20 protein-coding genes are annotated in these 24,162 nt (G+C 72.8%); 11 read left to right on the forward strand and 9 right to left on the reverse strand.

Annotated features, from left to right (window positions below; translation table 11 throughout):
* The first annotated feature begins 149 nt into the window (after positions 1 to 149).
* From PSED_RS07495 to PSED_RS07520, 6 genes are all read left to right on the forward strand, one after another.
* Positions 150 to 1,622 (forward strand): FAD-dependent oxidoreductase, encoded by a 1,473-nt coding sequence (locus PSED_RS07495; protein WP_013673648.1) that lies wholly within the window; start codon positions 150 to 152, stop codon positions 1,620 to 1,622.
* Between the two features lie 56 nt (positions 1,623 to 1,678).
* A complete protein-coding gene (locus PSED_RS07500; RefSeq protein WP_013673649.1) occupies positions 1,679 to 2,707 on the forward strand; it encodes an LLM class flavin-dependent oxidoreductase in 1,029 nt (342 codons plus the stop codon).
* Entirely contained in the window at positions 2,704 to 3,762 is a 1,059-nt protein-coding gene (locus PSED_RS07505) for a Gfo/Idh/MocA family protein (RefSeq protein ID WP_013673650.1), read from the forward strand. The genes PSED_RS07500 and PSED_RS07505 overlap by 4 nt, the downstream gene beginning before the upstream one ends.
* The gene (locus PSED_RS07510; protein ID WP_013673651.1) at positions 3,759 to 4,982 is read left to right on the forward strand and encodes a cytochrome P450; all 1,224 of its coding nucleotides are present in this window, start codon (positions 3,759 to 3,761) and stop codon (positions 4,980 to 4,982) included. Before PSED_RS07505 ends, PSED_RS07510 begins: the two co-directional genes overlap by 4 nt.
* Before the next feature lie 7 nt (positions 4,983 to 4,989).
* The gene (locus PSED_RS07515; RefSeq protein WP_013673652.1) at positions 4,990 to 5,214 is read left to right on the forward strand and encodes a ferredoxin; all 225 of its coding nucleotides are present in this window, start codon (positions 4,990 to 4,992) and stop codon (positions 5,212 to 5,214) included.
* Between the two features lie 100 nt (positions 5,215 to 5,314).
* Complete coding sequence (locus PSED_RS07520) at positions 5,315 to 6,070, forward strand: SDR family oxidoreductase (RefSeq protein ID WP_013673653.1); 756 nt, start codon at positions 5,315 to 5,317, stop codon at positions 6,068 to 6,070.
* Positions 6,071 to 6,121: 51 nt separating this feature from the next.
* Here the strand turns inward: PSED_RS07520 and PSED_RS07525 are convergent, their stop codons facing one another.
* The 4 genes from PSED_RS07525 to PSED_RS07540 form a co-directional block, all read right to left on the reverse strand.
* Entirely contained in the window at positions 6,122 to 6,760 is a 639-nt protein-coding gene (locus tag PSED_RS07525; RefSeq protein ID WP_013673654.1) for an HD domain-containing protein, read from the reverse strand.
* A 125-nt stretch (positions 6,761 to 6,885) separates the two neighbouring features.
* Positions 6,886 to 7,896, reverse strand: a complete 1,011-nt coding sequence (locus PSED_RS07530) for a GlxA family transcriptional regulator (RefSeq protein WP_013673655.1) — start codon at positions 7,894 to 7,896, stop codon at positions 6,886 to 6,888.
* Between the two features lie 106 nt (positions 7,897 to 8,002).
* A complete protein-coding gene (locus PSED_RS07535; RefSeq protein WP_013673656.1) occupies positions 8,003 to 9,001 on the reverse strand; it encodes an amidohydrolase family protein in 999 nt (332 codons plus the stop codon).
* The gene (locus PSED_RS07540; protein WP_013673657.1) at positions 8,994 to 10,355 is read right to left on the reverse strand and encodes a metal-dependent hydrolase family protein; all 1,362 of its coding nucleotides are present in this window, start codon (positions 10,353 to 10,355) and stop codon (positions 8,994 to 8,996) included. The genes PSED_RS07535 and PSED_RS07540 overlap by 8 nt, the downstream gene beginning before the upstream one ends.
* Before the next feature lie 293 nt (positions 10,356 to 10,648).
* Here PSED_RS07540 and PSED_RS07545 point away from each other — a divergent pair, with 293 nt between their 5' ends.
* Both PSED_RS07545 and PSED_RS07550 read left to right on the forward strand, forming a co-directional pair.
* Positions 10,649 to 11,425 (forward strand): SDR family NAD(P)-dependent oxidoreductase, encoded by a 777-nt coding sequence (locus PSED_RS07545; protein WP_013673658.1) that lies wholly within the window; start codon positions 10,649 to 10,651, stop codon positions 11,423 to 11,425.
* A gap of 68 nt (positions 11,426 to 11,493) precedes the next feature.
* Positions 11,494 to 12,384, forward strand: coding sequence for a TrmB family transcriptional regulator (locus tag PSED_RS07550; protein WP_041759390.1), 891 nt, complete (start codon positions 11,494 to 11,496; stop codon positions 12,382 to 12,384).
* Between the two features lie 163 nt (positions 12,385 to 12,547).
* Here the strand turns inward: PSED_RS07550 and PSED_RS07555 are convergent, their stop codons facing one another.
* Positions 12,548 to 13,795, reverse strand: coding sequence for an MFS transporter (locus tag PSED_RS07555; RefSeq protein ID WP_013673660.1), 1,248 nt, complete (start codon positions 13,793 to 13,795; stop codon positions 12,548 to 12,550).
* Positions 13,796 to 13,798: 3 nt separating this feature from the next.
* Positions 13,799 to 14,500, reverse strand: coding sequence for a ThuA domain-containing protein (locus tag PSED_RS07560; protein ID WP_013673661.1), 702 nt, complete (start codon positions 14,498 to 14,500; stop codon positions 13,799 to 13,801).
* Between the two features lie 246 nt (positions 14,501 to 14,746).
* Between PSED_RS07560 and PSED_RS07565 the strand changes: the two genes are divergently transcribed.
* The gene (locus PSED_RS07565) at positions 14,747 to 15,421 is read left to right on the forward strand and encodes a hypothetical protein (RefSeq protein WP_013673662.1); all 675 of its coding nucleotides are present in this window, start codon (positions 14,747 to 14,749) and stop codon (positions 15,419 to 15,421) included.
* A 499-nt stretch (positions 15,422 to 15,920) separates the two neighbouring features.
* Here PSED_RS07565 and boxB read toward each other — a convergent pair whose 3' ends face one another.
* The 3 genes from boxB to PSED_RS07580 all read right to left on the reverse strand — a co-directional run bounded on the left by boxB (position 15,921) and on the right by PSED_RS07580 (position 20,788).
* Positions 15,921 to 17,333: a benzoyl-CoA 2,3-epoxidase subunit BoxB gene (gene boxB / locus PSED_RS07570; protein WP_013673663.1), complete on the reverse strand. Its 1,413-nt coding sequence runs from the start codon at positions 17,331 to 17,333 to the stop codon at positions 15,921 to 15,923.
* A 9-nt stretch (positions 17,334 to 17,342) separates the two neighbouring features.
* The gene (gene boxC / locus PSED_RS07575; protein WP_013673664.1) at positions 17,343 to 19,100 is read right to left on the reverse strand and encodes a 2,3-epoxybenzoyl-CoA dihydrolase; all 1,758 of its coding nucleotides are present in this window, start codon (positions 19,098 to 19,100) and stop codon (positions 17,343 to 17,345) included.
* A gap of 89 nt (positions 19,101 to 19,189) precedes the next feature.
* Positions 19,190 to 20,788 carry a benzoate-CoA ligase family protein gene (locus PSED_RS07580; protein WP_013673665.1) on the reverse strand — a complete coding sequence of 533 codons (1,599 nt, stop codon included), beginning with the start codon at positions 20,786 to 20,788 and terminating at the stop codon, positions 19,190 to 19,192.
* Positions 20,789 to 21,020: 232 nt separating this feature from the next.
* Here PSED_RS07580 and PSED_RS07585 point away from each other — a divergent pair, with 232 nt between their 5' ends.
* Both PSED_RS07585 and PSED_RS07590 read left to right on the forward strand, forming a co-directional pair.
* Positions 21,021 to 22,142, forward strand: a complete 1,122-nt coding sequence (locus PSED_RS07585; protein ID WP_013673666.1) for an NDMA-dependent alcohol dehydrogenase — start codon at positions 21,021 to 21,023, stop codon at positions 22,140 to 22,142.
* Positions 22,143 to 22,242: 100 nt separating this feature from the next.
* Positions 22,243 to 24,156: an AAA family ATPase gene (locus tag PSED_RS07590; protein ID WP_173400038.1), complete on the forward strand. Its 1,914-nt coding sequence runs from the start codon at positions 22,243 to 22,245 to the stop codon at positions 24,154 to 24,156.
* Positions 24,157 to 24,162: the final 6 nt, after the last annotated feature.

A 24,162-nucleotide genomic window follows, 5' to 3' on the forward strand; every position in this document is an offset into this window, starting at 1 on the left:
CGCCCCGGGTCGTGCGTGGCGACGGTCGCCACAGCGACGATCGCCGCTCACGGGCGGGCAGCCGACGACTCGTCGTTAGGGGGTTGACGCCGCATCGTCGGCGTTAGAAGGTCTGGTGACTCCGCTCACCTCGTCGAAAGGCGGTCACCGTGGCCGAGACCTACGAGGCCGACGTCGTCGTCCTCGGGACCGGTCCCGCCGGGATGGCGGCGGTCTCGGCCGCCGCGGCGGAGGGTGCGCAGGTCGTCGCGGTCGAGGCGATGGACCACATCGGGGGCAACGCGGTGTGGTCGACGGGCTACCTGGCCTTCGTGAACTCGCAGATGCAGGCCGAGCAGGGGATCGTCGACAGCGAGGAGACCTTCGTCGCCGACGCCCGGCACATGGTCGACCTCGCGCGCGACCAGTTCGGCGTCGAGTGGGACGAGGCGCTGGTGCGGCTGTTCGCCCGCGAGTCGGCCGAGACCTACCGCATCCTCACCGAGCGGGGAGTCCGGTTCAGCCGGTTCATCCCGCGGCCCAAGCAGCACAGCGTCGACCGGATGGCCGCCGTCGAGGACACGTGGATGATCGGCCGCGCGTTCCGGCCCGACTTCGAGCGCGACAACGTCACGACCCTGTACCGGACGCTCGCCGACCGGCTCGTCGTGACCGACGGACGGGTCACGGGGGTGCTGGCCCACCGCGCCGACGGGACCCCGGTGCAGATCTCCGCCCGCAACGGGGTCGTGCTCGCCACGGGCGGCTACCAGTCCAACCCGGAGCTGCGGCGTCGCTACCAGCCCGAGTTCGTCGCCCGGGCGCCCTACCTGGGCGTCGACTCCTGCCGCGGCGCCGGGCACCTCATGGGCCAGGCCGTCGGCGGCGACCTCATCAACATGACGTTCGTGCCACCGCTGGTGATCGTGTCGTCGTCGGTCGTCGAGGACGCGATCGCGGTCAACGAGGCGGGGGAGCGCTTCCACGACGAGGCCGGGCCCTACGAGGAGCGCGTCGAGAAGCTGCACGCCCAGCCGAACCGGCGGGCCTGGTACGTCGTCGACGACGTCGTCGCCCGCGAGAAGGAGGGACTGATCGGCCAGATGCCGGAGCCGCCGGTCCGGGCCGACACCCTCGACGAGCTGGCCGCGACGATCGGCGTCCCGGCCGACGCGCTGCGCGCCACCGTCGACCGCTGGAACGCGTTCCTCGACACCGACGGCGACGTCGACCCCGACCACGGCCGGGTCGTGCTGCCGCCGGGGCGCCGCAGGTGCGCGACCGGCCCGTTCACCGCGGTCCCGATGATCGAGGGCATCAACTTCTGCTGCGGCGGCTTCCGCACGACGACCGACATGCAGGTCGTCGATGTCTTCGGCGCGCCCATCCCCGGCCTGTTCGCGGGCGGCGACTGCGTCGGCGGGCTCAACCCCGTGTCCGACCTCGGGGGCATCCACATCTGCGGCGGCCTCACGCTCGGCCGGATCGCGGGCCGGGCCGTCGCGCGCGGTGTCGACGACCGCGGCGACCACGGCACCGTGCTGCACGCCGGGATGCCGAGCATGCTCGACACCCGGATCGCGTTGGTCCACCTCGACCCGGCCGCGGACCCGCAGCCGGCCGAGGCGCGGCAGGCGCACTGAAGCCGGGCGGGTCCCGATGCCGTGACCCGCCCATCCATCCACCACGAGGAGCCACGATGTCGGTCGGAGTCTTGTTCACCCAGGGGCTGGTCACCGGCGACCCGCACACGGTGCTCGGCGAGATCCTCGAGCAGGCCGAGGCCGCCGACCGGCTGGGCTTCTCCGCGGCGCTCACCACCGAGCACAAGTACTCCGACGAGTACTTCGGCTCCCCGCTGCACCTGTCGTTCGCGATCGCGGCACGGACCCGCAACGTGAAGGTCGGCACGGCCATCGCGATCGCCCCGCTCTACAACCCGGTCGAACTCGCGCAGGACGCCGCGATGCTCGACCAGCTCTCGGGCGGTCGCGCCTGGCTGGGCCTGGGCGTCGGGTACATGCCCGTCGACTACTCGACCGTCGGCGTCTCGTGGGACGACCGCGCGCAGCGGTTCGACGAGACCGTCCGCATCCTGCGCGCGGCGCACACCAACGAACGGTTCTCCTTCTCCGACACCATCTACAGCTTCGACGACGTGTCCGTGATCCCGCGACCGGTGCGTCCGGAAGGGGTGCCGCTGCACCTCGCCGCGTGGACGCCGGGCGGGCTGCGCCGCGCGGGCCGGCTGGCCGACGGCTGGATCACCAACGCGCTGATGTCGCTCGACACGATGAAGGCGATGGCGGACCAGTACCGGGAGGCCGCCGCGGCCGGGGGCCGTGACCCGCACGTCACCTCGATCCGGTTCTGCTGGCCCTACCGCGACCGTGAGGCCGCGCTGGCGAAGTTCGGCGACACCGCGCTCGCCATGGCGCGCACCCTGTTCGACTACGGCGCCATCACCGACCTGCCCGGCGTCACGTCGTCGGACCAGATCACGCTCGAGGAGTTCGTCCGCGACCGCTTCGTGTTCGGCACGCCCGAGGAGTGCGTCGACACCATCGGCCGGTTCCGCGACCAGGCCGGCGTCGACGACTTCCTGATGATCTTCCGCTACCCGACCGGGCCCGACAACGCCGCCGTCCTCGAGGCCATGGAGCTGTTCGGCACCGAGGTGCTGCCGCAGCTCGAGCCGGCGGCCGACCCCGCCGCGGTCCGGGCATGATGGCTCGTCCGCTGCGGGTCGGGGTCGTCGGCGCGAGCTACGCGTCGGGGACCCACCTGCCCGTCTACGCCGAGCTCGCCGCGGCCGGCATCGTCGAGCTGGTCGCCGTGGCCACCGCGCACCGCGAGACCGCCGACGCCGTCGCCGCGAAGTTCGACGTCCCGCACGCCCACGTCGGGTTCGAGGCGCTGTGCGCCGACCCGGACGTCGACATCGTCGACGTGGCCACCCGGCCCAGCCGGCACCGGGAGATGGCGCTCGCGGCGATCGCGGCCGGCAAGCACGTGCTGTGCGAGGCACCGCTCGCCCCGACCGTCGACGACGGGCTCGCCATGGTGAGGGCCGCGGCCGACGCCGGTGTCTGCGGCGTCGTCGACATGCAGTCGCGGTTCCGCCCCGGCATCGCGGAGCTGCGCCGGCTCGTGCTCGACGGTTACGTCGGCCGCGTCGACAACGTCGCCGCCGAGGCGTTCTACCCGACGTTCACCAACCCGGCCGCGGTCGCGTCGTCGGGCTGGTGCGCCGACGCCGCCGACGGGGCCAGCTCCCTGCGGGTGCACGGGCTGCACACCACCGACGTCCTGCGCTGGACGTTCGGGGAGCTCACCGACGTGCGGGGCACCGTCGCCACCCGGCAGCCCGAGTGGCCCGGCGACGCCGGCCCGGTCCCCGCCACCAGCGTCGACAGCGCCGCCTACACCGCCCGCACCGCCGACGGTGCCGTCGTGTCCGTGCACACCTCGTGGGTCGCCCCGTTCGGGGCCGGCTGGCGGCTGGTGGTGCACGGCTCCGAGGGCGTCCTCGTCGCGGAGGCCGCCGGGCACACCGGGCACTTCCCGGTGGGGCTGCGCGGTGCCCGGACCGGCGACGACGGCCTGCGCCCGCTCATCGCCGCCGACGGCGGCCCCACCGAACCGTTCGCCCTGCTCGTCCGCAGCCTCGCCGCGGGCGACACCGACGACGTCCCGACGTTCGACGACGGGGTCGCCGCGCTGCGCGTCGCGGCCGCCGTCGAAGCCTGTGCACAGGCGCCCACCACCACGGAGGAACCATGACCGCAGTCGCCGAGGGGGCCGAGGCCTCGACGATCGTGCTGAGCACCTTCGCGGACGCCAAGGACGCGTACCGCAACAAGGACCTGCGCCAGTCGCTCTACGACGAGGGCGAGGTCGTCATGTCCGGCGTGCTCGTCAACCTGCACGGGCAGGAGCATCGCGACCGGCGGCGCGTCGAGAACCGGATGTTCCGTCGGGACGTGTTCGAGCGCTACGAGCGTGAGCTCTTCCCGGAGGTGACGGTCCAGACGCTGGCGCCCTACCTGGAGGCGGGCCGCGTCGACCTGGTGCACCTCGGGCACGAGCTGATGCTCAACCTCTCCGCGCTCACCGCCGGTATCGACCGGCCGCTGGGCACCGCGGAGGAGACCGGGCGGCTCTACGACTACAACGCGAAGTTCATCGAGGGTGCGACGATGGCGCACTACACCGGTGACAAGGACGCGCTGCGCGCCGAGATCGCGAAGGCGCTCGACGACTGGGACGAGGAGTTCCTGGCGCCGTCGATCGCCCGCCGGGAGGACCTGTTGGCCCGCGAGGCCGCAGGGGAGGACGTCGACGTCCCGCGCGACGTCCTCGCCACCCTGTTGCGCCACCGCGAGGAGCTGGACCTGCCGCGGCACGTCATCCGTCGTGAGGTGGCGTTCTTCCTGCTCGCGGGCGCACACACCAGCGCGACCGCGTTCGTCCGCTCGATCGACCACATCCTGGGCTGGCTCGAGGCGCACCCCGAGGACGCCGCGAAGGTCCGCGACGACGCGCTGTTCGTGCAGCGCTGCATCCACGAGACGGTGCGGCTCAACCCGTCGAGCCCCACGGGACGTCGCCGGGCGCTGGCCGACGTGACCCTGCGCTCCGGGGTGCACATCCCGGAGGGCTCGATCGTCGTCCTCGACCTGCAGGCGATCAACCGCGACACCGAGCTCTTCGGGCCCGACGCCGCGGACTTCGACCCGACGCGCACCATGCCGCCGGGCGTCGCGCCGTTCGGGCTGAGCTTCGCCGCCGGTATGCACGTCTGCATCGGACAGGACCTCGCCGCCGGGGTCGTCGCCGTCCAGGGCACCGACCCCGACGACCACCTCTACGGGCTCGTCACCGGGGCCGTGCGGCACATGTTCGGCGTCGGCGTCCGCCGCGACCCCGACAACCCGCCGCAGCGCGACACATCCACCGCCCGCCCGTACTGGGGCACCTACCCCGTCCTGCTGGGGGGGTGAGCCGACCGTGACCTACCGCATCAGTGTCGACCGCGACGTCTGCATGAGCTCCGGCAAGTGCGTGGCCGACGCCCCCGACGTCTTCCGCTTCGACGACGACGAGATCGCCGAGATCGTCCCCGGCGCGACGCAGCCGTCCGACGAGCGCATCCTCGACCTCGCGCGGGCCTGCCCCGCCGGCGCCCTCGTCGTGACCGATGTGGACTCCGGCGAGGAGATCGACGTCGGCTGAGGGTTCGGCGCCTTGTGCAGGAACGGCACTTTCCTGCAGCTGGGCTGCGGGAAAGTGCCGTTCCTGCACGAGGGCGGGGGCGGCCCGGAAGGATGAGGGCATGGACTTCGGGATCGCGGGAAAGCGCGCGGCGGTGGCCGCGGCCAGCACGGGGCTGGGGTACGCCAGCGCGGAGGCGCTCGTCGCCGAGGGCGCGAGGGTGACGATCTGCAGCTCCGATGCCGACCGGGCACGTGCCGCCGCGGAGAAGCTGGGCGGCGGCACCGAGTGGCTGGTCGCCGACCTGCGCGGCCCCGAGGGGGCGACGGCGTTCGTCGACGGCGCGGCCGAGCGGATGGGCGGGGTGGACATCCTCGTCGTCAACGGTCCCGGCCCGGCCCCGGGGATCGTCACCGAGGTGCCGCTCGACGCCTACCAGGCGGCGCTGGATCGCAGCCTGCTCGCGGTCGTCGCGATGTGCCTGGCCGCGACGCCCGGCATGCGTGAGCGCGGGTGGGGGCGGATCGTCGCGATCACGTCGCTGGGCGTGCGCCAGCCGTACATGAACCTGGCGCTGTCGAACACCGCGCGTTCCGGCGCGACGGGCTTCCTGCGCACGCTGGCCCGCGAGATCGCCGCCGACGGCGTGACGGTCAACTCCGTCCAGCCCGGGCTGCACGAGACCGACCGGGTCACCGGCGTCTACGGCTCCGAGGGCCCGGTGCTCGACGGCGCGCTCGCCGACGTCCCCGCCGGCCGCCTCGGCAACCCCGCGGACTTCGGTGCCGTCGTCGCGTTCCTGTGCTCGCAGCAGGCGGGCTTCCTCACCGGCGCGGCGGTGCCGATCGACGGCGGGGCCTACCAGGCGCTGCTCTGACCCACGCCGCCGGGCGGGCGGTGCGCCCGCCCGGCGGCGCCGGCGCGGCGGTCACTCGGGCCACGCGCTGCCACGGATGATCTCGACGAAGTCCGTCCGGTGGAAGGACGGGTCGAAGTGCGCGAGCACGTCGTCGTTCATCGTTCCGAACGTGGTGTCGGGCCGGTTGGCCATCCCGTTGTGGAACGCCCGCAGGATCCGGTTCTTGAAGTCCGGGCGCGGGTGCGCGGCGACGACCTGGGCGCGCTGCTCGTCGGTGATCTCGTGCAGGTCCAGTCCCAGGACGTCGGTCTCCACGCCCAGGGTGACGACGGCGACCTCCGGCGCGAGGTGCAGCGGGACCTCCGGGGTGGTGTGCAGCGCGATGCCCAGCCAGACGGCGCGGGCGTCGGCCGGGGATGTGCCGTGGTCGAGCAGGAAGGCCTCGGCGACCTCGGCGCCGTCGATCTCGAACCGGCGGTCCCGGGTGCGGTGGGTGTCGGTGAGCCCGAGATCGTGGAAGAGGGCGCCGACGTAGGCGAGTTGGGGATCGACCTCGAGCCCGCGCGCCGCGGCCTTGAGAGAGCCCCAGAGGAACACACGGCGGGAGTGGTGGAACAGGGTGTCGTCGGCCGCGGCGCGGACGAGTTCGGTGGCCTGGCGGACGAGTTCGGTGTCGGGGATCTCGATCCCGGCGATCGTCTCCGGCATGGGGTGCTCTCCTGTGCTGCTCGCGCGAACTGGACTGGTTCCAGTCTTGCGGGCGGACACCTGCACACCCACCGCAACACCTGCCGTGCGTCCCACAGATCCGGACACTCCCGCGCGGGGGGAGATCACGGCGTCCGGCGGGGCTCCGCGCCGCGGCGCGTCGTGCCGAACCGTGCCCGGTACTGGCTCGGAGAGAGCCCGAGTCGGTTGACGAAGGTGCGCCGCATCGTCTCCGCGCTGCCGAATCCCGACCGCGTGGCGACCTGCGCGACGCCGTGCCCGTCGGCGAGCAGGGCCCGGGCGTGGTCGAGCCTGACCTGCTCGACGAACCTGGCCGGGGTGGACTGCAGCTCCGTCGCGAACATCCGGGTCAGCTGGCGCGGGCTGACCCCGACCCGCGCGGCCAGGGCGGGTGCACTGTGGTCGAGGTCGGGGCGGGCGGCGACCAGGTCGACCACCGTGCGCAGGCTGGGCGTGCGGGGCGGGCGTCGCTCCAGAGTCGCCGAGAACTGCGACTGTCCACCCGGGCGCTGCATGAACATCACCAGATCGCGGGCCACCGTGCGGGTCAGCTCGGGCCCGTGGTCCTGCTCGAGGAGCGCGAGCGCGAGATCCATCCCGGCCGACACCCCGGCGGAGGTGAAGACGCCGTCGTCCTCGACGAACAGCGCGTCCGGCTCCACCCGGACCAGGGGGCGGGTCCGGGCCAGCAGCGAGGCGTGCTGCCAGTGGGTGGTGGCCCGTCGACCGTCGAGCAGGCCGGCCGCCGCCAGGGCGAACGAGCCGGTGCAGATCGACACGACCCGCCGGCTGCGTGCCGCCAGCTCTCGGACGGCCCCGACCAGATCCGGCGCGACCGGCCGTTCGGCGAGCACGTCGCCGCCGGCGACGATCACGGTGTCGGGATCGGGTGCGGACTCCGCGGCGCCGTCGACGGGCAGTCGGAGCCCGACCGAGGTCCGCACCGGCATGCCCGTGGGGGAGACGTAACCGAGCCGGTAGCGGGCACCGAACCGGTGGGCGTCGGCGAAGACCTCGGCGGGGCCGGTGACGTCGAGCATCTTCACCCCGTCGAACACGACGAAGACGATGTCGCGGGCGTCGGGTCCACCGTGTCCGCCCCGTCCGCCTGACATGGCGTCGCCGCCCCCTTGCCCGGACGCCACTCGTCCGGCCACCAGTGTGGCAGCGCCCCCGGACGCGGCGGCGCGGCGGCCGCGCCCCGGGAGCGGATCGCGGGAGTCAGAGACGCAGCAGGCGCGCGGCGTTCGCCGTCAAGGTGGGGCCGAGGCCGCCGGCAGGGTGCTCGCCCGCGCCGGAGTCCCAGCCCGCGAAGTTGGTGCCGAACACCAGGCGCTCGGTTCCCGCGTGCTTGACGAGAAGCTCCAGCGACTCCTCGTCGTGCACGTGGGTGTCGAACCAGATGCGCTTGTAGTAGTGGTCGAATCCGTTGTCGCGCAGGGCCTTGGTCGCCCACGGCCGCTTCTCGACGGCGCGGGCGAACCGGCCCGACACGAAGGCCGCGGCGCCGCCGCCGTGGGAGATGCAGACGTCGAGACCCGGGTGGCGCTCGAGCACCCCGCCGAAGACGATCGCCGCGACGGCCAGCGTCTCCTCGTAGGCGAAGCCGAACGTCAGGTCGAGGTCGAAGCGACGCAGCCGCGGGTCGTCGGCCGGGCCGTTCTTGCCCAGCGGGGACGGGTGCACGAACAGCGGCGCGTCCAGGTCGACCAGGGCTTCGTACAGTGGGTCGAGCTCGGGGTCGTCGAGGGTGCGCCCGGCCGGGTCGGTGTCGATGTAGACGCCGGGCATCCCCAGGTCGCGCACGGCGCGGCGGGCCTCGGCCACCGAGGCGGCGATGTCCTGCACGGGCAGCTGGGCCGTCGCGAGCAGGCGCCCCTTGTGCTTGCCGACGAGCTCCGCGAGCCCGTCGTTGTGCTTGCGCGCGAAGTCGGCGGCGGCGTCGGCGGGGAGGTCGTTGAAGTACGTGATCGGGTTGGGGGACAGGACCTGCAGGTCGATCCCCGCGGCGTCCATGGCGGCGAGCCGGACGTCGACGTCCATGAACGGGCTGCCCGCGTACTTGACGCCCATCAGCCGGTAGTCGCCGACGCGGTAGAACGGCACGCCGTCGTCGGTGGTGCCGAGCTCGGGGCCCGCGGCGCCCGCGGCTCCTTCCGTCAGCTCCAGCACCGCGTGGGCGTGGACGTCGATGATCTTCGGGGCCGTGCTCTCAGACATGCGACATCCGCTCCAGCTGCTCCTCGGTGAACGCCAGGGACCGGGTCAGCGGGCAGGCGGCCAGGAACCGCACCTGGTCCGACGTCCGCTGCTTGTGCTCCGGGATGGGAGTGGTGAGGTCGATCCGCTTGCCCGCCTTGATGACCTCGGCGATCTTGTCCTTCTGCTGCAGGATGCGCACGTCGGCGAGCGGATCACCGTCGATCACCAGGACGTCGGCGACCCTGCCGTGCTCGAGGGTGCCGAGGTCGTCCTCCATGCGCATCGCGAACGCGCCGTTCTTGGTCGCGGCGACGATGGCCTCCATCGGCGACATGCCCATGTAGTCGACGAACATCTCCAGCTCACGGGCGTGCCACTCGCCGACCGGCGTGACGGCGAAGCCCGTCTCCGACCCGGTGAGGAACTTGACCCCGGCCGCGTGGGCCTTGGTGAGCTGCTTGGCGGTGACCTCGATCTCGGCGCGGAAGACGTCGAGCAGCTCGGGGGCGGTGCCGACCTTCTCGCCGTAGTCGGCGAGGTTGCCCAGCAGGGTGAACGTCGGGCACATCGCGGCGCCGGTCTCGATGACGGCCTCGATGGCCTCGTCGTCGAGGTAGGAGGCGTGGTAGATCAGGTCGACTCCGGCGCGGGCGGCGTCGCGCGTCGACTCGGAGTTGCGGCAGTGCGCGACGACCTTGGTGTTGAGCTCGTGCGCGGTGTCGCAGACGGTGCGCAGCTCGTCGATGTTCCAGACCTTGACCTCGGGGCCCTTCATCGACGGGATCAGGCCCGTCACCATGATCTTGATCCAGTCGACGCCGTACTTGATCTGACGACGGATCTCGTTGACCATCACGTCCCGCCCGGTGACGACGGTGGCGTAGCCGGTACGGCCCTCGTCCTTGATCATCCGGCCGGCGGTGCCGCCGAGCATCGTCATCAGCGCCTGGCCGCCCGCGCGCATCCGCGGGCCCTCGACGATCCCGGCCTCGATGGCGTCGCGCAGCTCACAGCCGATGTTCCACAGGCAGTCCGCGTCGAGCACACTCGTGACGCCCGCGCGCAGCACCTTGCGCGCGTTGTACGCCGAGAGCATCGAGCTGTAGGCCTCGGTGCGGTGGTTGAACAGCTCGTCGTTGCCCGTGGGCTCGCCGAACGTCAGGTGGGTGTGCGCGTCGATCAGCCCGGGCATGACCGTGCGGCCCGTCGCGTCGATGCGCTCGTCGACGCCGTGCACCTCCGCGTCGTCGACCGCCTGCCGGCCGAGCGCGGTGATGCGGCCGTCGCGGAGCAGGACCGCCTCGTCCGCACGGGCGGGGGAGCCCGTGCCGTCGATGACCGTGCCGCCGGTGATGAGGATGCTGCCGCTCACGGCGCCTCCTGGGAACGTCGTCGTAGCTGGAGTCGATCCGTGGCGCAGACCCGCCGTAAGAAGCCTGACGACTAGTCGCGCCGTGTGGTCAGTGTCGCACACCCTCCGGGGGCGCGGGGAGTCCCCGCGGTCGGGGCTTTGTGGGCGAATCGTGCGGATTTGCACCGGTCCGGGGCACGACGCGCGGGGAAGACCTGTAGACGGGCACCCGATGCCGCACTAGCGTCGTCAGAAAGCCAACGCCGCTCGTCGGATTGTCGTCCGGGGAGCGGGAGCGACGACGGAGGTCGGCCGTGACGAACGAGTGGGCCGTGGTCACCGGCGCGGGCAACGGCATCGGTGCCGTCATCGCCCGCAACGCCGTCAAGGAGGGATACCGGGTCGCCGCGTGGGACGTCGACGCCGCGGCGGTCGAGGCCGTGGCAGCCGACCTGGGCGGGGCATGCGTGCCGTCGGTCGTCGACGTCACCGACGAGGAGTCGGTGGCCGCGGCCGTAGCCGCGTTGCCGGTGGCGCCCGCGCTGCTGGTCAACAACGCGGGGATCGCCCGCTTCGGGCCTCTCCTGACTCTTGCCGCCGCCGAGTGGCGCGCCGCGGTCGAGGTGAACCTCACCGGGACGTTCCTGGTCGGGAGGGCCGTCGCCGCCCGCATGATCGAGGCAGGTGGCGGGGCGATCGTCAACATGGCGTCGATCAACGGCCTCGCCGCGGCCCCCAACGCAGGCGCCTACACCGCGTCCAAGGCCGGCATCGTCATGCTCACCGAGCACATGGCGATCGAGTGGTCGCCCTCGGGTGTGCGCGTCAACTGCATCGCGCCGGGCCTGATCAACGCCGGGATGTCCGACGCCGTCAACGCCGACCCCGAGGTGCGGCGGCTGCGCGAGAGCCGGGTCCCGCAGGGCCGCCTCGGCACCGCCGACGACATCGCCGACGCCGTGCTCTTCCTCGCCTCGGCCAAGGCGTCCTACATCTCCGGGCAGACCATCGCCGTCGACGGCGGCATCAGCAAGGGTGCGCTCGCCTCGCTGCCGCGGCCGAAGTCGGTCGACTCGGTCGGCGTCGAGTAGTGCTCGTACGCCCCGACCAGCGGCGGGGGAGTCCCGCCACTCCACCTGCGGATGCGACGATGGGGCGCATGTCCCAGCAGAGCGTCATCGAGGAGCTCCAGCGCCTCGGGATGTCGGGTTACGAGGCCAAGGCCTACGTCGCCCTGGTCGCGGCCGGCACGCCGCTCAACGGCTACGAGGTGGCCAAACGCTCCGGCGTTCCGCGCAGCACCGTCTACGAGACGCTGGCGAAGCTCGTCGGGCGCGGCGCCGCGTACGAGGTACGTGCGGGTGAGGCGAGCGTCGGCTACATCTCCCTGCCGCCGTCGGCCCTGCTCGACCGGATGCGGCGCGACTTCGACAGCTCCATCGACACGCTGCGCGAGGCCCTCCCGCAGGTCGCGTCGCCGCCGCAGGTGCGGCTCGTGCACAACCTGTCCGACCGGGAGTCGCTGCTCGCCCGGGCCGAGGACGTCGTGGCCGCCGCGCGCGACGACCTCTTCCTCTCCGGCTGGCCGGCCGAGATCGAGCCGCTCAAGCCGGTCGTGCGCCGCGCCGACGACGAGGGCGTCGACGTCTCGGTCGTCATGTTCGGCGACGATCCCGATCCCGTCGGGACGACGATCCCGCACCGGTTCTCCACGCCCGACGTGGCGCTGGAGAACCTGGGCTGCCGGCTGCTCGTCGTCGCCGCGGACCGGGAGCAGGCCGTGATCGGCGGGGTCGTCAACGGCGACGCGTGGGGCGTCTTCACCGACGACCCGGCCGTGGTGCTGGTGGCGGTCGAGTACGTGCGCCACGACATCGCGATGCACCTGATCGCGGAGAAGTTCGCGCCCGACGACTTCGAGTCGTTCTGGACCTCCGACCCGGCGCTGCGCCGGCTGCGTGCCGACCACGGCATCCCCGCCGCGCTGCTGGCCCGCGGCCCGGTCGGCGCCTCGGCGCCGCCGCGGCGCACCCGGCGCGGCCAGCACTGAGCCGGGCAGGCCCGATCGAGCGGGCCCGCCGCACGGACCCGGCCGCCACCGCAGCGCTGCTGCGGGCCGGTCCGAGGACGGTGAGGTTGCGGCCGACGTCCGGCGCGCAACCTCACGGCTGCTCTCCACCTGGCGCACTGCGGTGAGGGTTGCGCGTGGGGCCTCAGTTTGCGGGCGCACGCCCGGCCCGGGCCCGTGCCGTCACCGCCCGGCAGCGCACGAAGCACAGCACGCTCGCCGCGGCGAGGCCCGCGCTCACGCCCCAGCCGAGCCCGTAACCGCCCGTCGCGTCGACCGAGAGCCCGAACAACGGCGCGCTGAGCAGCGCGCCCAGGTAGTAGCCGGCCATCGTCGCGCCCGACGCGCGTCCGACGAGGTCCGGTGCGGTGGCCACGACGGCGGCATGCATCAGCCCTATCGCCGTGAGCTGGGCGACGCCGCCGAGGACGAGTCCGGCCGTCATCGACACCGGTCCGGCGACGATGCCCAGCCACAGCAGCGCGACCCCGGCCGTCGCCGCGGCGGTGAGCAGCACGACCGGGCGGACGCGGTCGCCTCCGGTGCGGTCGGCCCGTCCGGCCAGCACGATCATCGCGACGACGGCGACCGCCGACCCGATCGAGGCGAGCGCGCCCGCCGTCGCGACCGACATCCCGCCGACCTCGTCGAGGTAGGCGACTGACCACGAGTAGATGGGTTGGGTGCCCGCGATGAGCAGGAACGCCGCCACCGGGTACCAACCGAACCCCGCGGGCAGGCGGACGCGCCGGGGCGTGCCGGGACCGTCGCCGACGAGGTCGTGGGCCTCGACGACCGCCGCCGCCGGGTCTCCCGCGCTCCGCGCCGCCGGGAGCAGCCGGAAGCACAGGACCGCGACGACGACCAGCACCGGCACGACGACGGCGAGGACCGGACGCCAGCCGAACGCGGCCGCCGCGGCGACCCCGACGAGTGACTGGACTGCGCCGATCGCCGGGACGCCGGCGGTGCGGACGGCCATCGCGACGCCGTGCCGCGCGGGCGCGATGCTCGCCGCGACGGCCATGTTCGTGCCGGCGTTGGCCAGCGCGTAGCCGGCCCCGGTGACGGCGGCCATGACCAGCAGCGACGGGTAGGTCGGCACGAGCACGGCGAGGAGCAGGCCGGCCGCGACGACCAGCAGGTCGAACCCGACGGCCTTGTGGGCGCCGAGCCGCTCGGCCCACGCGCCGCCGACCGTCGACGCCACGCCCGTCGCGCCGAAGAACACCCCGATCAGCACACCGAGGGCGGGTTTGGAGATGCCGAGGTCGGCCTCGAACAACGGACCGAGGTAGCCGAAGAGGAAGCCGGGGATGCTGCCGAGCCCGATGCCCGCCGTCGCGACGGCGAGGACGACACCGCCGCGGCGGGCCGGTCGGCCGTGGGTCACGCGTCAGCCACGGGTGGCCCAGGCGATCGCCCGGCGCACCATCTCGCGGTGCTCGGGCACCTCGTAGGACGGGACGTGATGCCCCAGCGCGTCGTAGACGACCCGCCCGCCCCCGTGCTCGCGGGCCCACAGCAGCGGCTGCGGCCGGCCGTTCTCGTCACCGGGCCTGCGTGCCTGCAGGAGCGGTTCGACCCCGGGGCGCATGTCGAGGTCGCTGTAGACCTCGTCGACGATGCGGAAGTCGTCCAGCCCCTCGACGATCGGGTGTGACGACGCCACCGTGACCGCGACCTCCGGGCCCAGCGGCGGGTGCGACGACGAGCCCCACACCCATGCCCCGCCGAGGGTGTCGCCCCAGCCCGGCCAGTCGTCGAAACAGATGCCGGCCGTGTGCATCCCGAGGACGCCGCCGCCCGCGGCGAGATGCCGCGCGAGGGCGTCGCGGGCCCGCGCCGAGGGGCTCGCGCCTTCCTCGGCGGCCTTGTCGCGGTAGCGGTCCGGCGTCGTGTCGCCCGTCATCGACCAGCGCAGCGCGTTGACGACGAACAGCGCGGCCCCGGGAAGTGCCAGCAGCGCGGAGTCGACCCCAGCGGTGCCGGTGTGCACCTCGACCTCGAGCCCGGCTTTCTCCAGCAACTCGGTCAGGCAGGCCGTGGTGGCCGGGAAGTCGTGGGTGAGGCCTCCGGACAGAACGACGGCGCGCACGACCACCTCCGACGGCGTGAGGGTTCTGACGACTATCAGACCCTAACTGTCGGGGGCGCCGGTGCGCATCCCTCTGCCGTGGTCTGGTCGCCGGAGGCGGTCCGGTGCAGGTTGCCCGCGAGATCGGCCGCGCCGAGTGCTCGGCTCGGGTGGGACGCCATTTCCGAGAGCGGTGCTCTTGACAGAGTGCGGTGCGCGGCGAATGCTGGTCTCAAGTGAGAGCGCTGATCTCGTTCGGGAGCAACGATGACAACTAAGGTGCACGTTTCCACCTCGGCCACCGGTTCGGACCACGTGGCCCGTCCGTGGGCCGGGCCGGCCGCACTCGCCGCCGCCGGCGTCCTCTTCCTCGTCTATCCCGCGCTGCGTCCCGGCGGCGACGCCGTCCCTAGTACCACCGCGGCAGCCTTCGCCGACTGGCGCTGGCCGATCGCGCACCTGGCGGGCGTCGTCGGGTTCGCACTGGTCGCGGCCGGACTGCTCGCGCTCCGCGACCGGCTCGCCGGTACCCCGGGTCGTCGCCTCGCCGGGTGGGCGCTCGGGACCTGGGCCACGGGCACCGCACTCGTCCTGCCCTACTACGGCGCCGAGGCGTTCTCGCTGCACGCGCTGGGCGCACACGTCCCCGACACCGCGACGCTGCTCGCGCTCACCGACGCCGTCCGGATGGGTTCGGTCCAGATGACGGTGTTCGGCGTCGGGCTGGTGCTGCTCGCGGTCGGCGGTGTCCTGGCCGCGGTCGCCGCGGCCCGCTCGGGTGTGCTGCCCCGCTGGTCGGGCGTCGTGTTCGCCCTCGGCTTCGCGCTGTACCTGCCGCAGTTCTGGTTCCCGATGGAGCTGCGGGTCGTGCACGGCGCGCTCGTCGCCGTCGGCTGCATCGTCCTCGCGGTGGCGCTGCAGAGGTCCCGTCTCGCGCGCTGATCGTCGGGTCGGGGGATCGGGCGTGGCCCGCCACAGCGGCGGTCTTTGCTCGGGTTGCACCTTCGGGCCTGGTGGCTCGTCCAGTGATCGTCGCGTGCGGGACATGGCCGCCGAATCTGGCGCTGTTGTCCCAGGTCCGCTGATCTTGATGGTGCTCGCCCCAGCGCCGGCTCGCGCGGCCCGGCACCGCCTCGCGGGCGCGCATCCACGAGGCCCAATGCGGAGCGGTGAGGTTGCGGCCCACCGTGTGCGCGCAACCCCACGGTCGTCCCGCAGGTGTTTCACAGCGGTGAGGTTGCGCTCGCCTGGTGGCGGCGCCCGACCCCGCGGCGCCCGACCCCGCGGCGCCCGACCCCGCGGCGCCCGACCCCGCGGCGCCCGACCCCACGGCGTGCGACCCCACGGCGTGCGACGCCGGTCGACGGCAGCCGGGCCGGGTGACGCCGAGCAGCCCGGCCGCGCGATGCGGCCCGGCTGCGGAGCGTCGGTGGGTGCGGGATCAGGCCAGGTGCACGTACTCGTAGTCGAAGGGCTGGCCGTTGATCCCGTTGGTCGGCGGCGCGATCCAGCCGGCGATCTTGCCCGGCTCGTAGACGGGTCGCATCAGCGACCGGACGTGGGTCTTGTCGGCCTCGCTGGGCAGCCAGCGGTCCTTCTTCGCCTCCCAGGCGTCCGCTCCGACGAGCTCGCCGGCCGGGGTGATGTGGTGGTCGGCGAAGAGGCCGACGTGCCGGTTGAACCCGACGTGCGGCAGCGTCAGCGTCCGGTCGACGCCCGCCTTCTCCAGCACCCGGTTCCAGCGCTTGAGCCCGGAGTGGCAGTCCTTGACGTACTCGTTGCGCAGGTCGTGGTTGAGCGCCAGCAGGGCCGGGACCTCGTCGGTGGTCAGCACCCCGTCGCGGACGACGTCGACGGAGGCGGCGTCGTCGGTCAGGACGTGGTCGTCGCGGCGGCGTTCCTCCTGCCAGCGTCCCTTGAGCCCGGCGGTGAAGTAGTTGGCCGCGTTGGTCGACTTCTCGGAGCCGAAGAGGTCCAGCGACACCGAGTAGTGGAAGTTGATGTACTTCTGGATCACGTCGAGCGGGACGCCGCCGTGCGGGGCGATGTCCTCGGTGTCGTGCTCGCGCATGAGTTCGGCGGTGCGCGCCACCACGCGGTCGACACCCGTGGTGCCGACGAACATGTGGTGCGCCTCCTCCTTGAGCATGAACTCGCAGGTGCGCGACAGGGGGTCGAAGGCCGACTCTTTCAGTGTCCCCAGCTGGTACTTCCCGTCGCGGTCGGTGAAGTAGGTGAACATGAAGAACGACAGCCAGTCCGGGGTCTCCTCGTTGAACGCGCCGAGGATGCGGGGGCTGTCGAGGTCGCCGGAGTTGCGGTGCAGCAGCGCCTCGGCCTCCTTACGGCCGTTGCGGCCGAAGTAGGCGTGCAGCAGGTAGACCATCGCCCAGAGGTGCCGGCCCTCCTCGACGTTGACCTGGAAGAGGTTGCGCAGGTCGTAGAGCGACGGCGCGGTCTCGCCGAGGCGGCGCTGCTGCTCGACCGACGCGGGCTCGGTGTCGCCCTGGATGACGATGAGCCGCTGCAGGTCGGCGCGGTACTCCCCGGGGACCTGCTGCCAGGCGGGCTCGCCCTTCTGCTCGCCGAAGGCGATGCGCCGGTCGTCGCCCCGCTCGGCGAGGAACACACCCCAGCGGTACTCCTCCATGGCGACGTGGCCGAACTGCGCCCACCCCTCCTTGCCGACGTCGACTGCGGTGCGCAGGTAGACGTCCTGGGTCGGGACGGCGGGGCCCATGGTCTTCCACCAGTTGAGGAAGTTGGGCTGCCACGACTCCAGCGCGCGCTGGAGCTTGCGGTCGCCGGCCAGGTCGACGTTGTTGGGAATCTTCTCGCTGTAGTCGATCGACATGGTCTGTCCTCACACCCGCTTGCGGTCGAAGTCGGCCCGGCGGCCCGTCCCGTAGCGGCGCAGTGCGCCGTCGGGTCCGGACGCGTTGGGGCGCACGAAGATCCAGTTCTGCCACGCGGTGAGCCGGGAGAAGATCCGCGACTCCATGGTCTCGGGGCCGACGAACCGGTGGTTGGCCTCCATGCCGGTGAGCGCGTCGGGTGACAGCGACGCCCGCTCCTCCAGCATGATCCGGATCTCGTCGTCCCAGTCGATGTCGTCGGGCGCGTCGGTGACCAGGCCCAGCTCCAGGGCCTCACGGGCCTCGATCCGGCGGCCGACCTCCTGGCGCAGCTTCGCGACGTGGTCGTCGTCGCCGTAGAAGCGCGAGCCGAGCCGGGTGAGGCCGTTGCTCATCGGGAAGGCCCCGAAGTTGGAGTCGGACAACATGATCTGGGCTTCGTCGCCCTGCTCGGAGCCTTCCTCGTCGAGGGTGCCGTCGAGCATGTACTGCCGGTCGCACGCCAGCGCCAGCTCCAGCAGTGCCCCGGCGAAGCAGGAGCCCGGCTCGATCAGCGCGATCAGCGAGCGTGACGTGACGTCGAGCCGCTTGAGGACGCGCTTGAAGTAGTGCCGTATCTCGTTGACGAGCCAGTCGTCGCGGGAGTGCTCGGCGATGACGCGCTCCATGGCGAGAGCGTCCTCGACGTCGCCGCGGGTGCGCAGGACCCAGGTGCCGAGCTCGAGCTCGTTGGCGCGCAACCGCAGGATCAGGTCGTCGAGCTCGCGGGTCATCGCGAGCGGCCAGAAGTCGGCCCCCAGCTCGTGGACGCGCTCCAGCGACTCGGGCACGCCGCCCTCGGGCCCGCGCACCGTGATCTCGACGAGCCCGCGGGCGCGGTCGAACGCCGCGGACACGTGCCGGTAGCGGATCCCGTCGGCGGTCTCCTCGCGCTGCAGCGGCGGCAGCGCGATGCCGGTGGCGTCGGCGGGGCGTGACGACGCCGCCGCGGCCTCGACCGCCCGCGCCTGGACCGTCTCGTCCCACGAGCGCTTGGGGATCGTCTCGTCGACGAGCCGCCACTCGACGGCCTGCCTGCCGCGGATGCCCTCGGAGCGGGTGGCGAAGACGTCGGCCCGGTCCTTGCGGACGCGTCGCTTGTCGACGACCCGGGTGAGCCCGCCGGTGCCGGGTAGGACACCCAGCAGCGGGACCTCGGGCAGCGACACCGCGGACGAGTTGTCGTCGATGAGCAGGATCTGCTCGCACGCCAGGGCCAGCTCGTAGCCGCCGCCGGCGGCGGTGCCGTTGACGGCGGCGATCCAGGTCTGGCCGGAGTTGGCCGTCGCGTCCTCGATGCCGTTGCGGGTCTCGTTGGTGAACTTGCAGAAGTTCACCTTCCACGGGTGGCTGGACTGCGCGAGCATCCGGATGTTGGCGCCCGCGCAGAAGTTGCGGTCCTTCGCGCTCGTCACGACGACCGCGCGGACCTCCGGGTGCTCGAAGCGCAACCGCTGGGTGGCGTCGTAGAGCTCGATGTCGACGCCGAGGTCGTAGGAGTTCATCTTCAGCTCGTAGCCGGGGACGATGCCGCCGTCCTCGGCGATGTCGAGCCGCAGGTAGGCCACGCCGGTCTCGGCGGCGCGCGCGAGGTCGAGCGTCCAGTGCCGGTAGTGCTCGGGCGTGGCGTCGAAGGAGACGGCGGGCGTCTCGGCCGGGTCCGGAGCGGCCGCGGACCCGTCGGCGACGGCAGCGGCGTCGGTGTCGATCGCCTGTGGGGTGGTCATCGGAGCCTCCTGCGCAGCAGCGCGGTCGGATTGCCAGAAACTCTACAACACGACCGCGCCACGCGCCAACTCTGTAGAACGTCGACGTGTCAGACCGTCGCGGGTGGCGCCGCCGGGGCGCTCGCCCGCTCCCGCAGCCGGTAGCGCTGCACCTTTCCCGTCGCGGTCTTGGGCAGCTCGTCGACGGTGACGACCGCGCGCGGTCGCTTGAACGCCGCGAGCCCCGCCCGGCAGAACGCGACGACCTCGTCGGGATCGATCGTCACGCCGGGGCGGGGCACGACGTAGGCGATCGGCTTGTCCAGTCCGTCCTCGTCGGGTACCCCGACGACGACCGCCTCCGACACCCCCGGGTGTTCGAGGATCCGCGCCTCGACCTCCGACGGGCTGACCCAGATCCCGCCGACCTTGAGCACGTCGTCGGCGCGCCCGAGGCACGTGTAGCTGCCGTCGTCGTTGCGGACGTACTGGTCGCCGGTGCGCATCCACTCGCCGTGGAAGACGGCACGGTTGACGTCGGTCCGGCACCAGTAGCCGGTGCACAGCGACGCTCCCGCGACGAAGAGCATCCCCGACTCGCCGCTCCCGTCGATGACGGTGCCGTCGGTGCGCCGCAGCTCCACGCGGTAGCCCGGGACCGGGTAGCCCGAGCTCCCCGGGACGACCTTCCCCGGCACGTTGGAGATGAAGATGTGCAGCGCCTCGGTCGAGCCGATGCCGTCGAGCACCTCGAACCCGAACCGGTCGCGCACCCCGTGGAACATGCGCGCGGGCAGCGTCTCGCCCGCGGACACCCCGCGCCGGACGGTCGCGAACGCGGCCGGATCGACGGTCTCGTCGTCGGCCGCGATCAGCGGGCCCCAGAAGCTGGGGACGGCGAAGAACAGCGTCACGCCGTGCTCGCGCACGCGCCGGGCGAACAGCGCGGGGGAGGGGCGGGAGGGCTCCAGCACCGCCGACGCCCCGACCGCCAGCGGGAAGAACATGCTGTTGCCGATCCCGTAGGCGAAGAACAGCTTCGCCACCGACAGGCAGACGTCGGTCGGCTCGATGCCGAGCACCTGCCGGCCGTAGGTCTCGGCGACGACGCGGATGTCGTCGTGGCGGTGCATGGCGCCCTTCGGTTTGCCCGTCGTCCCCGAGGTGTAGAGCCACAGCGCGGGCGACTCGTCCCACGTCGGGTACGGCGCGCCGACGGGCGCGGCCGCGCCGGCGTCGAGCAGGCCCTGCCACGTCAGCGACGTGACGTTCGGACCGAGGGCGGCGGGATCGGGGCCGGTGTCGCCGGTGAGCACGACGTGGCGCAGGTCCGGCGCCCCGGCCGCGGCCGTGTGCACGGCGTCCGCGAACTCCGGGCTGCCGAGCAGCACCCGCGCCCGCGAGTCGGCGACGAGCACCCCCAGCTCGCTCCCGGTGAGCATCGTCGACGACGGCACCGCCACCGCTCCGACGTACATCGTCGCCAGGATCGCGGTGAACAGCTCGACGTCGTCGACCATGCACATCAGGACGCGCTCCTCCGGGCGCACCCCGATCGCGACGAGCCCCGCCGCGACGCGCCGGACCTCGTCGGCCAGCTCGGTGTAGGTCAGCGTGCCGCGCGGGTGGTGGACCGCGACCCTGTCCGCGTCGCCAGCGAGGACTCGCCTGTCGGTCAGGTACTCGGCCGCGTTGAAGAGTTCGGTCATCGACTGGCTCCTGTGCCGGTTCGGGAGATGGAACTCTACTGGTGAACAGCGTTGCGTCAACGATTCGTAGAAGTTCGTCCGCCGTCCCGGGCGTTCCGCAGGCTCGCCGAGCGATCTTCCCAACATCTCGGCAAGCTGTTACGAACAACGCTGTATCCCGGCGGCTGTGACCCTGCGCACCCAGCATCGTCGCGCTCGCCGGAACGCTGGACAACCACGCGATGGAGGGTCGATGAAGACCAAGGCCGCAGTGCTGCGCGGTGTAGGACAGCCGTTCGTGATCGAGGAACTGACGCTCGACCCGCCCAAGGCGGGCGAGGTCCTGATCAAGTACGTCGCCGCGGGGCTCTGCCACTCCGACGAGCACCTGCGTCACGGCGACATCGTGCCGCGCTTCCCGATCGTCGGCGGCCACGAGGGCGCCGGGATCATCGAGGAGGTCGGGCCCGGGGTCACCCGGCTCAAGCCCGGCGACCATGTCATCTGCTCGTTCCTGCCGGTCTGCGGGCACTGCCGGTTCTGCGCGTCGGGGATGACCAACCTCTGCGACACCGGCGCCACCATCCTCGACGGTGTGCTGCCCGACGGCACCTACCGCTTCCACGACGCCGACGGCGAGGACCTCGGCGGCATGTGCATGATCGGCACCTTCGCCGAGCGCGCCACGATCTCGGAGTACTCCTGCATCAAGGTCGCCGAGGACGTTCCGCTCGACAAGGCGGTGCTGATCGGGTGCGGGGTCCCGACCGGATTCGGGTCGGCCGTGCACGCCGCCGAGACCCAGCCCGGCGACACGATCGCGATCTACGGCGTCGGCGGCATCGGGGTCAACGCCGTCCAGGGCGCGGCGTTGGCCGGTGCGGCCAACGTCGTCGCGATCGACCCGCTCGCCAACAAGCGCGAGATGGCCGAGAAGGTCGGGGCCACGCACTCCGCCGCCACCGCGGAGGAGGCCCACGAGCTGATCCAGCAGCTCACCAACGGTGTCGGCGCCGACAAGGCGATCGTCACCGTCGGCATCGTCGACACCGAGGTCACGACGAACGCGTTCCACGCCATCCGCAAGGGCGGCACGGTCGTCGTCACCGGTCTGGCCGACCCGACCAAGAACACCATCGAGATCCCGGGCGCGCTGCTCACCTTGTTCGAGAAGCGCATCCAGGGCTCGCTGTTCGGCTCGGGCGACCCGTTCAAGGACATCCCGCGGCTCGTCGACATGTACCAGGCGGGTCAGCTCAAGATCGACGAGCTGATCACGAACACGTACAGCCTCGAGGACATCAACAAGGGCTACGAGGACCTGATCAACGGCGTCAACGTGCGTGGCGTGATCATCCACGACCCCGCCGCCTGACCGATCCTGACCGAACGGCCAGGACCCGTTCCGACGGCCGTTCCCCCAACGCGCGGCCATCCGGGAGACCCGGGTGGCCGCGCCGGAGGTAGCCCCGCACGTGACCACAGTGACCCCGCCCGACTCCCGGACCCCCACGCCCGTCGTCGGGCTGCAGCGGGAGCGGGAGGTCCTCACCGTCGCCCTCGCGACCGGCCGCCACGTCGTCATCGAGGGACCGCCCGGCACCGGCAAGTCGACGCTGCTGCGCTCCATCGCCCGCGACGCGGGCCGGCACGTCGTCTTCGTCGAGGGCAACGCCGAGCTGACCCCCGCCCGCCTGGTCGGCGCGTTCGACCCGTCGCAGGTGCTCGCCGAGGGCTACCTGCCCGCGAGCTTCGTCGACGGCCCGCTGCTCACCGCGATGCGCGGCGGCCCCGACCTCGGCGACGGGGCCGCGCCCGGCGGTGGGCTGCTCTACCTCGAGGAACTCAACCGCGTTCCCGAGGAGACCCTCAACGTCCTCATCACCGTGCTCACCGAGGGCGAGATCGCCGTCCCGCGGCTGGGCACGGTCCGGGCCGGGCCCGGGTTCCGGCTGATCGCGGCCATGAACCCGTTCGACGCCATCGGCACGGCCCGGGTCAGCCAGGCCATCGCCGACCGGATGTGCCGCGTGGTGCTCGGCTACCAGGACGAGGACGCCGAGCGCGCCATCACGACGTCGGTCAGCGGTGTGCGCGGCTGGGTCACCGACCTGTCGGTGCTGCTCACCCGGGCCACCCGCGAGCACCGCGACCTGCGGATGGGCTCGTCGGTGCGGGGCGCGATCGACCTCGCGCTGGTCCTCACCGGGCTCTCGGAGCTGCGCGGGGAGGCGGTCCTCGCCCGCGAGACCGCGCGCGACGCCGCGCACGCCGCGCTGTCGGGCCGCGTCCGCATCGCCGACGGGGTCGACCGCACCCCCGAGTCGGTCATCGACGAGCTGCTCGACCGGTTCTGGCCCGAGAACGAGCCGCGGCCACCCGACCGCTCCTCCGACGACGCCGGGGGCGGTGAGCCGGGAAAAGCTGAGGGCCCGCCGCCTCCCGCGGCGGGCCGCGGCAAGGAACCCCCGCACCGGAACCGCGGGAAACGGACGCTCGGCCGGCAGGAGCTCGGCGCGCGCCACGAGATGTTCGACGACATCTCCCCGGAGCTCGGCGAGCTGGACGAGGAGGCCTTCGACCAGGCGCTCGCCGAGGACCCGGAGGCCGCGGCGGCGCTGCTGGCCGACCTGGCCGTCGCCACCGACGGGCAGCTGCGGGCCGCCGCGCGCCGGCTCGCCGGACGGGTGTTCATCCAGCTCGGCAAGGTCGGCCCGGCCAGGGCTCGCGGCACCCGGCGGATCGCGCCGGTCCGCGGCGGCTCCGGCGACCTCGACCTCGACCGCACCCTCGACGGCTGGCAGCCCGGGACGGCCCGCCGGCCGGCCGGCGACGAGCTCGTCACCCGCGACTGGACGGCGCACCGGCGGGCGATCTGCCTCGTCGTGGACATCAGCGGGTCGATGCAGGGGCTGGCGGTCGCGCTGGCCGCCGTCGCGGCGGCGGGGGTGGTGCTCGCCTCGGAGGCGGGCGGGACGCGGCTGGAGCCGGGTGTGCTCGCGTTCGGCGCCGACGTGCGGACCCTGCAGCCGCAGGGTGTCCGCACGCCGCCGGACCGGCTCGTCGGCGAGCTCGTGGCCCTGCGCGGGCACGGCACCACCGACCTCGCCGCCGCCCTGCGCGCCGCCTCGCTCGGGCTGGCGGGAGCGGTCGCCGAGGAGCGGGTCGTCGTCCTGCTCTCGGACTGCCTGCACACCACGGGCGACGACCCGGCCACCGCGCTCGGCGGCATCGACCGGCTGCACGTGCTCGTCCCGCTCGGGCCGGGGGAGGACGGTCGCGACGCCGAGGTGGCCGCGGCCGCGCTGGCCGCCAGGGGCGGCGGGACCAGCCGGACGGTCCGCCGGCTCAAGGAGATCGGCCCGGCGCTGACCCGCGTGCTGGGCTGAGGACGG

This window comes from Pseudonocardia benzenivorans CB1190 (genome assembly GCF_000196675.2).
GTDB lineage: Bacteria > Actinomycetota > Actinomycetes > Mycobacteriales > Pseudonocardiaceae > Pseudonocardia > Pseudonocardia benzenivorans.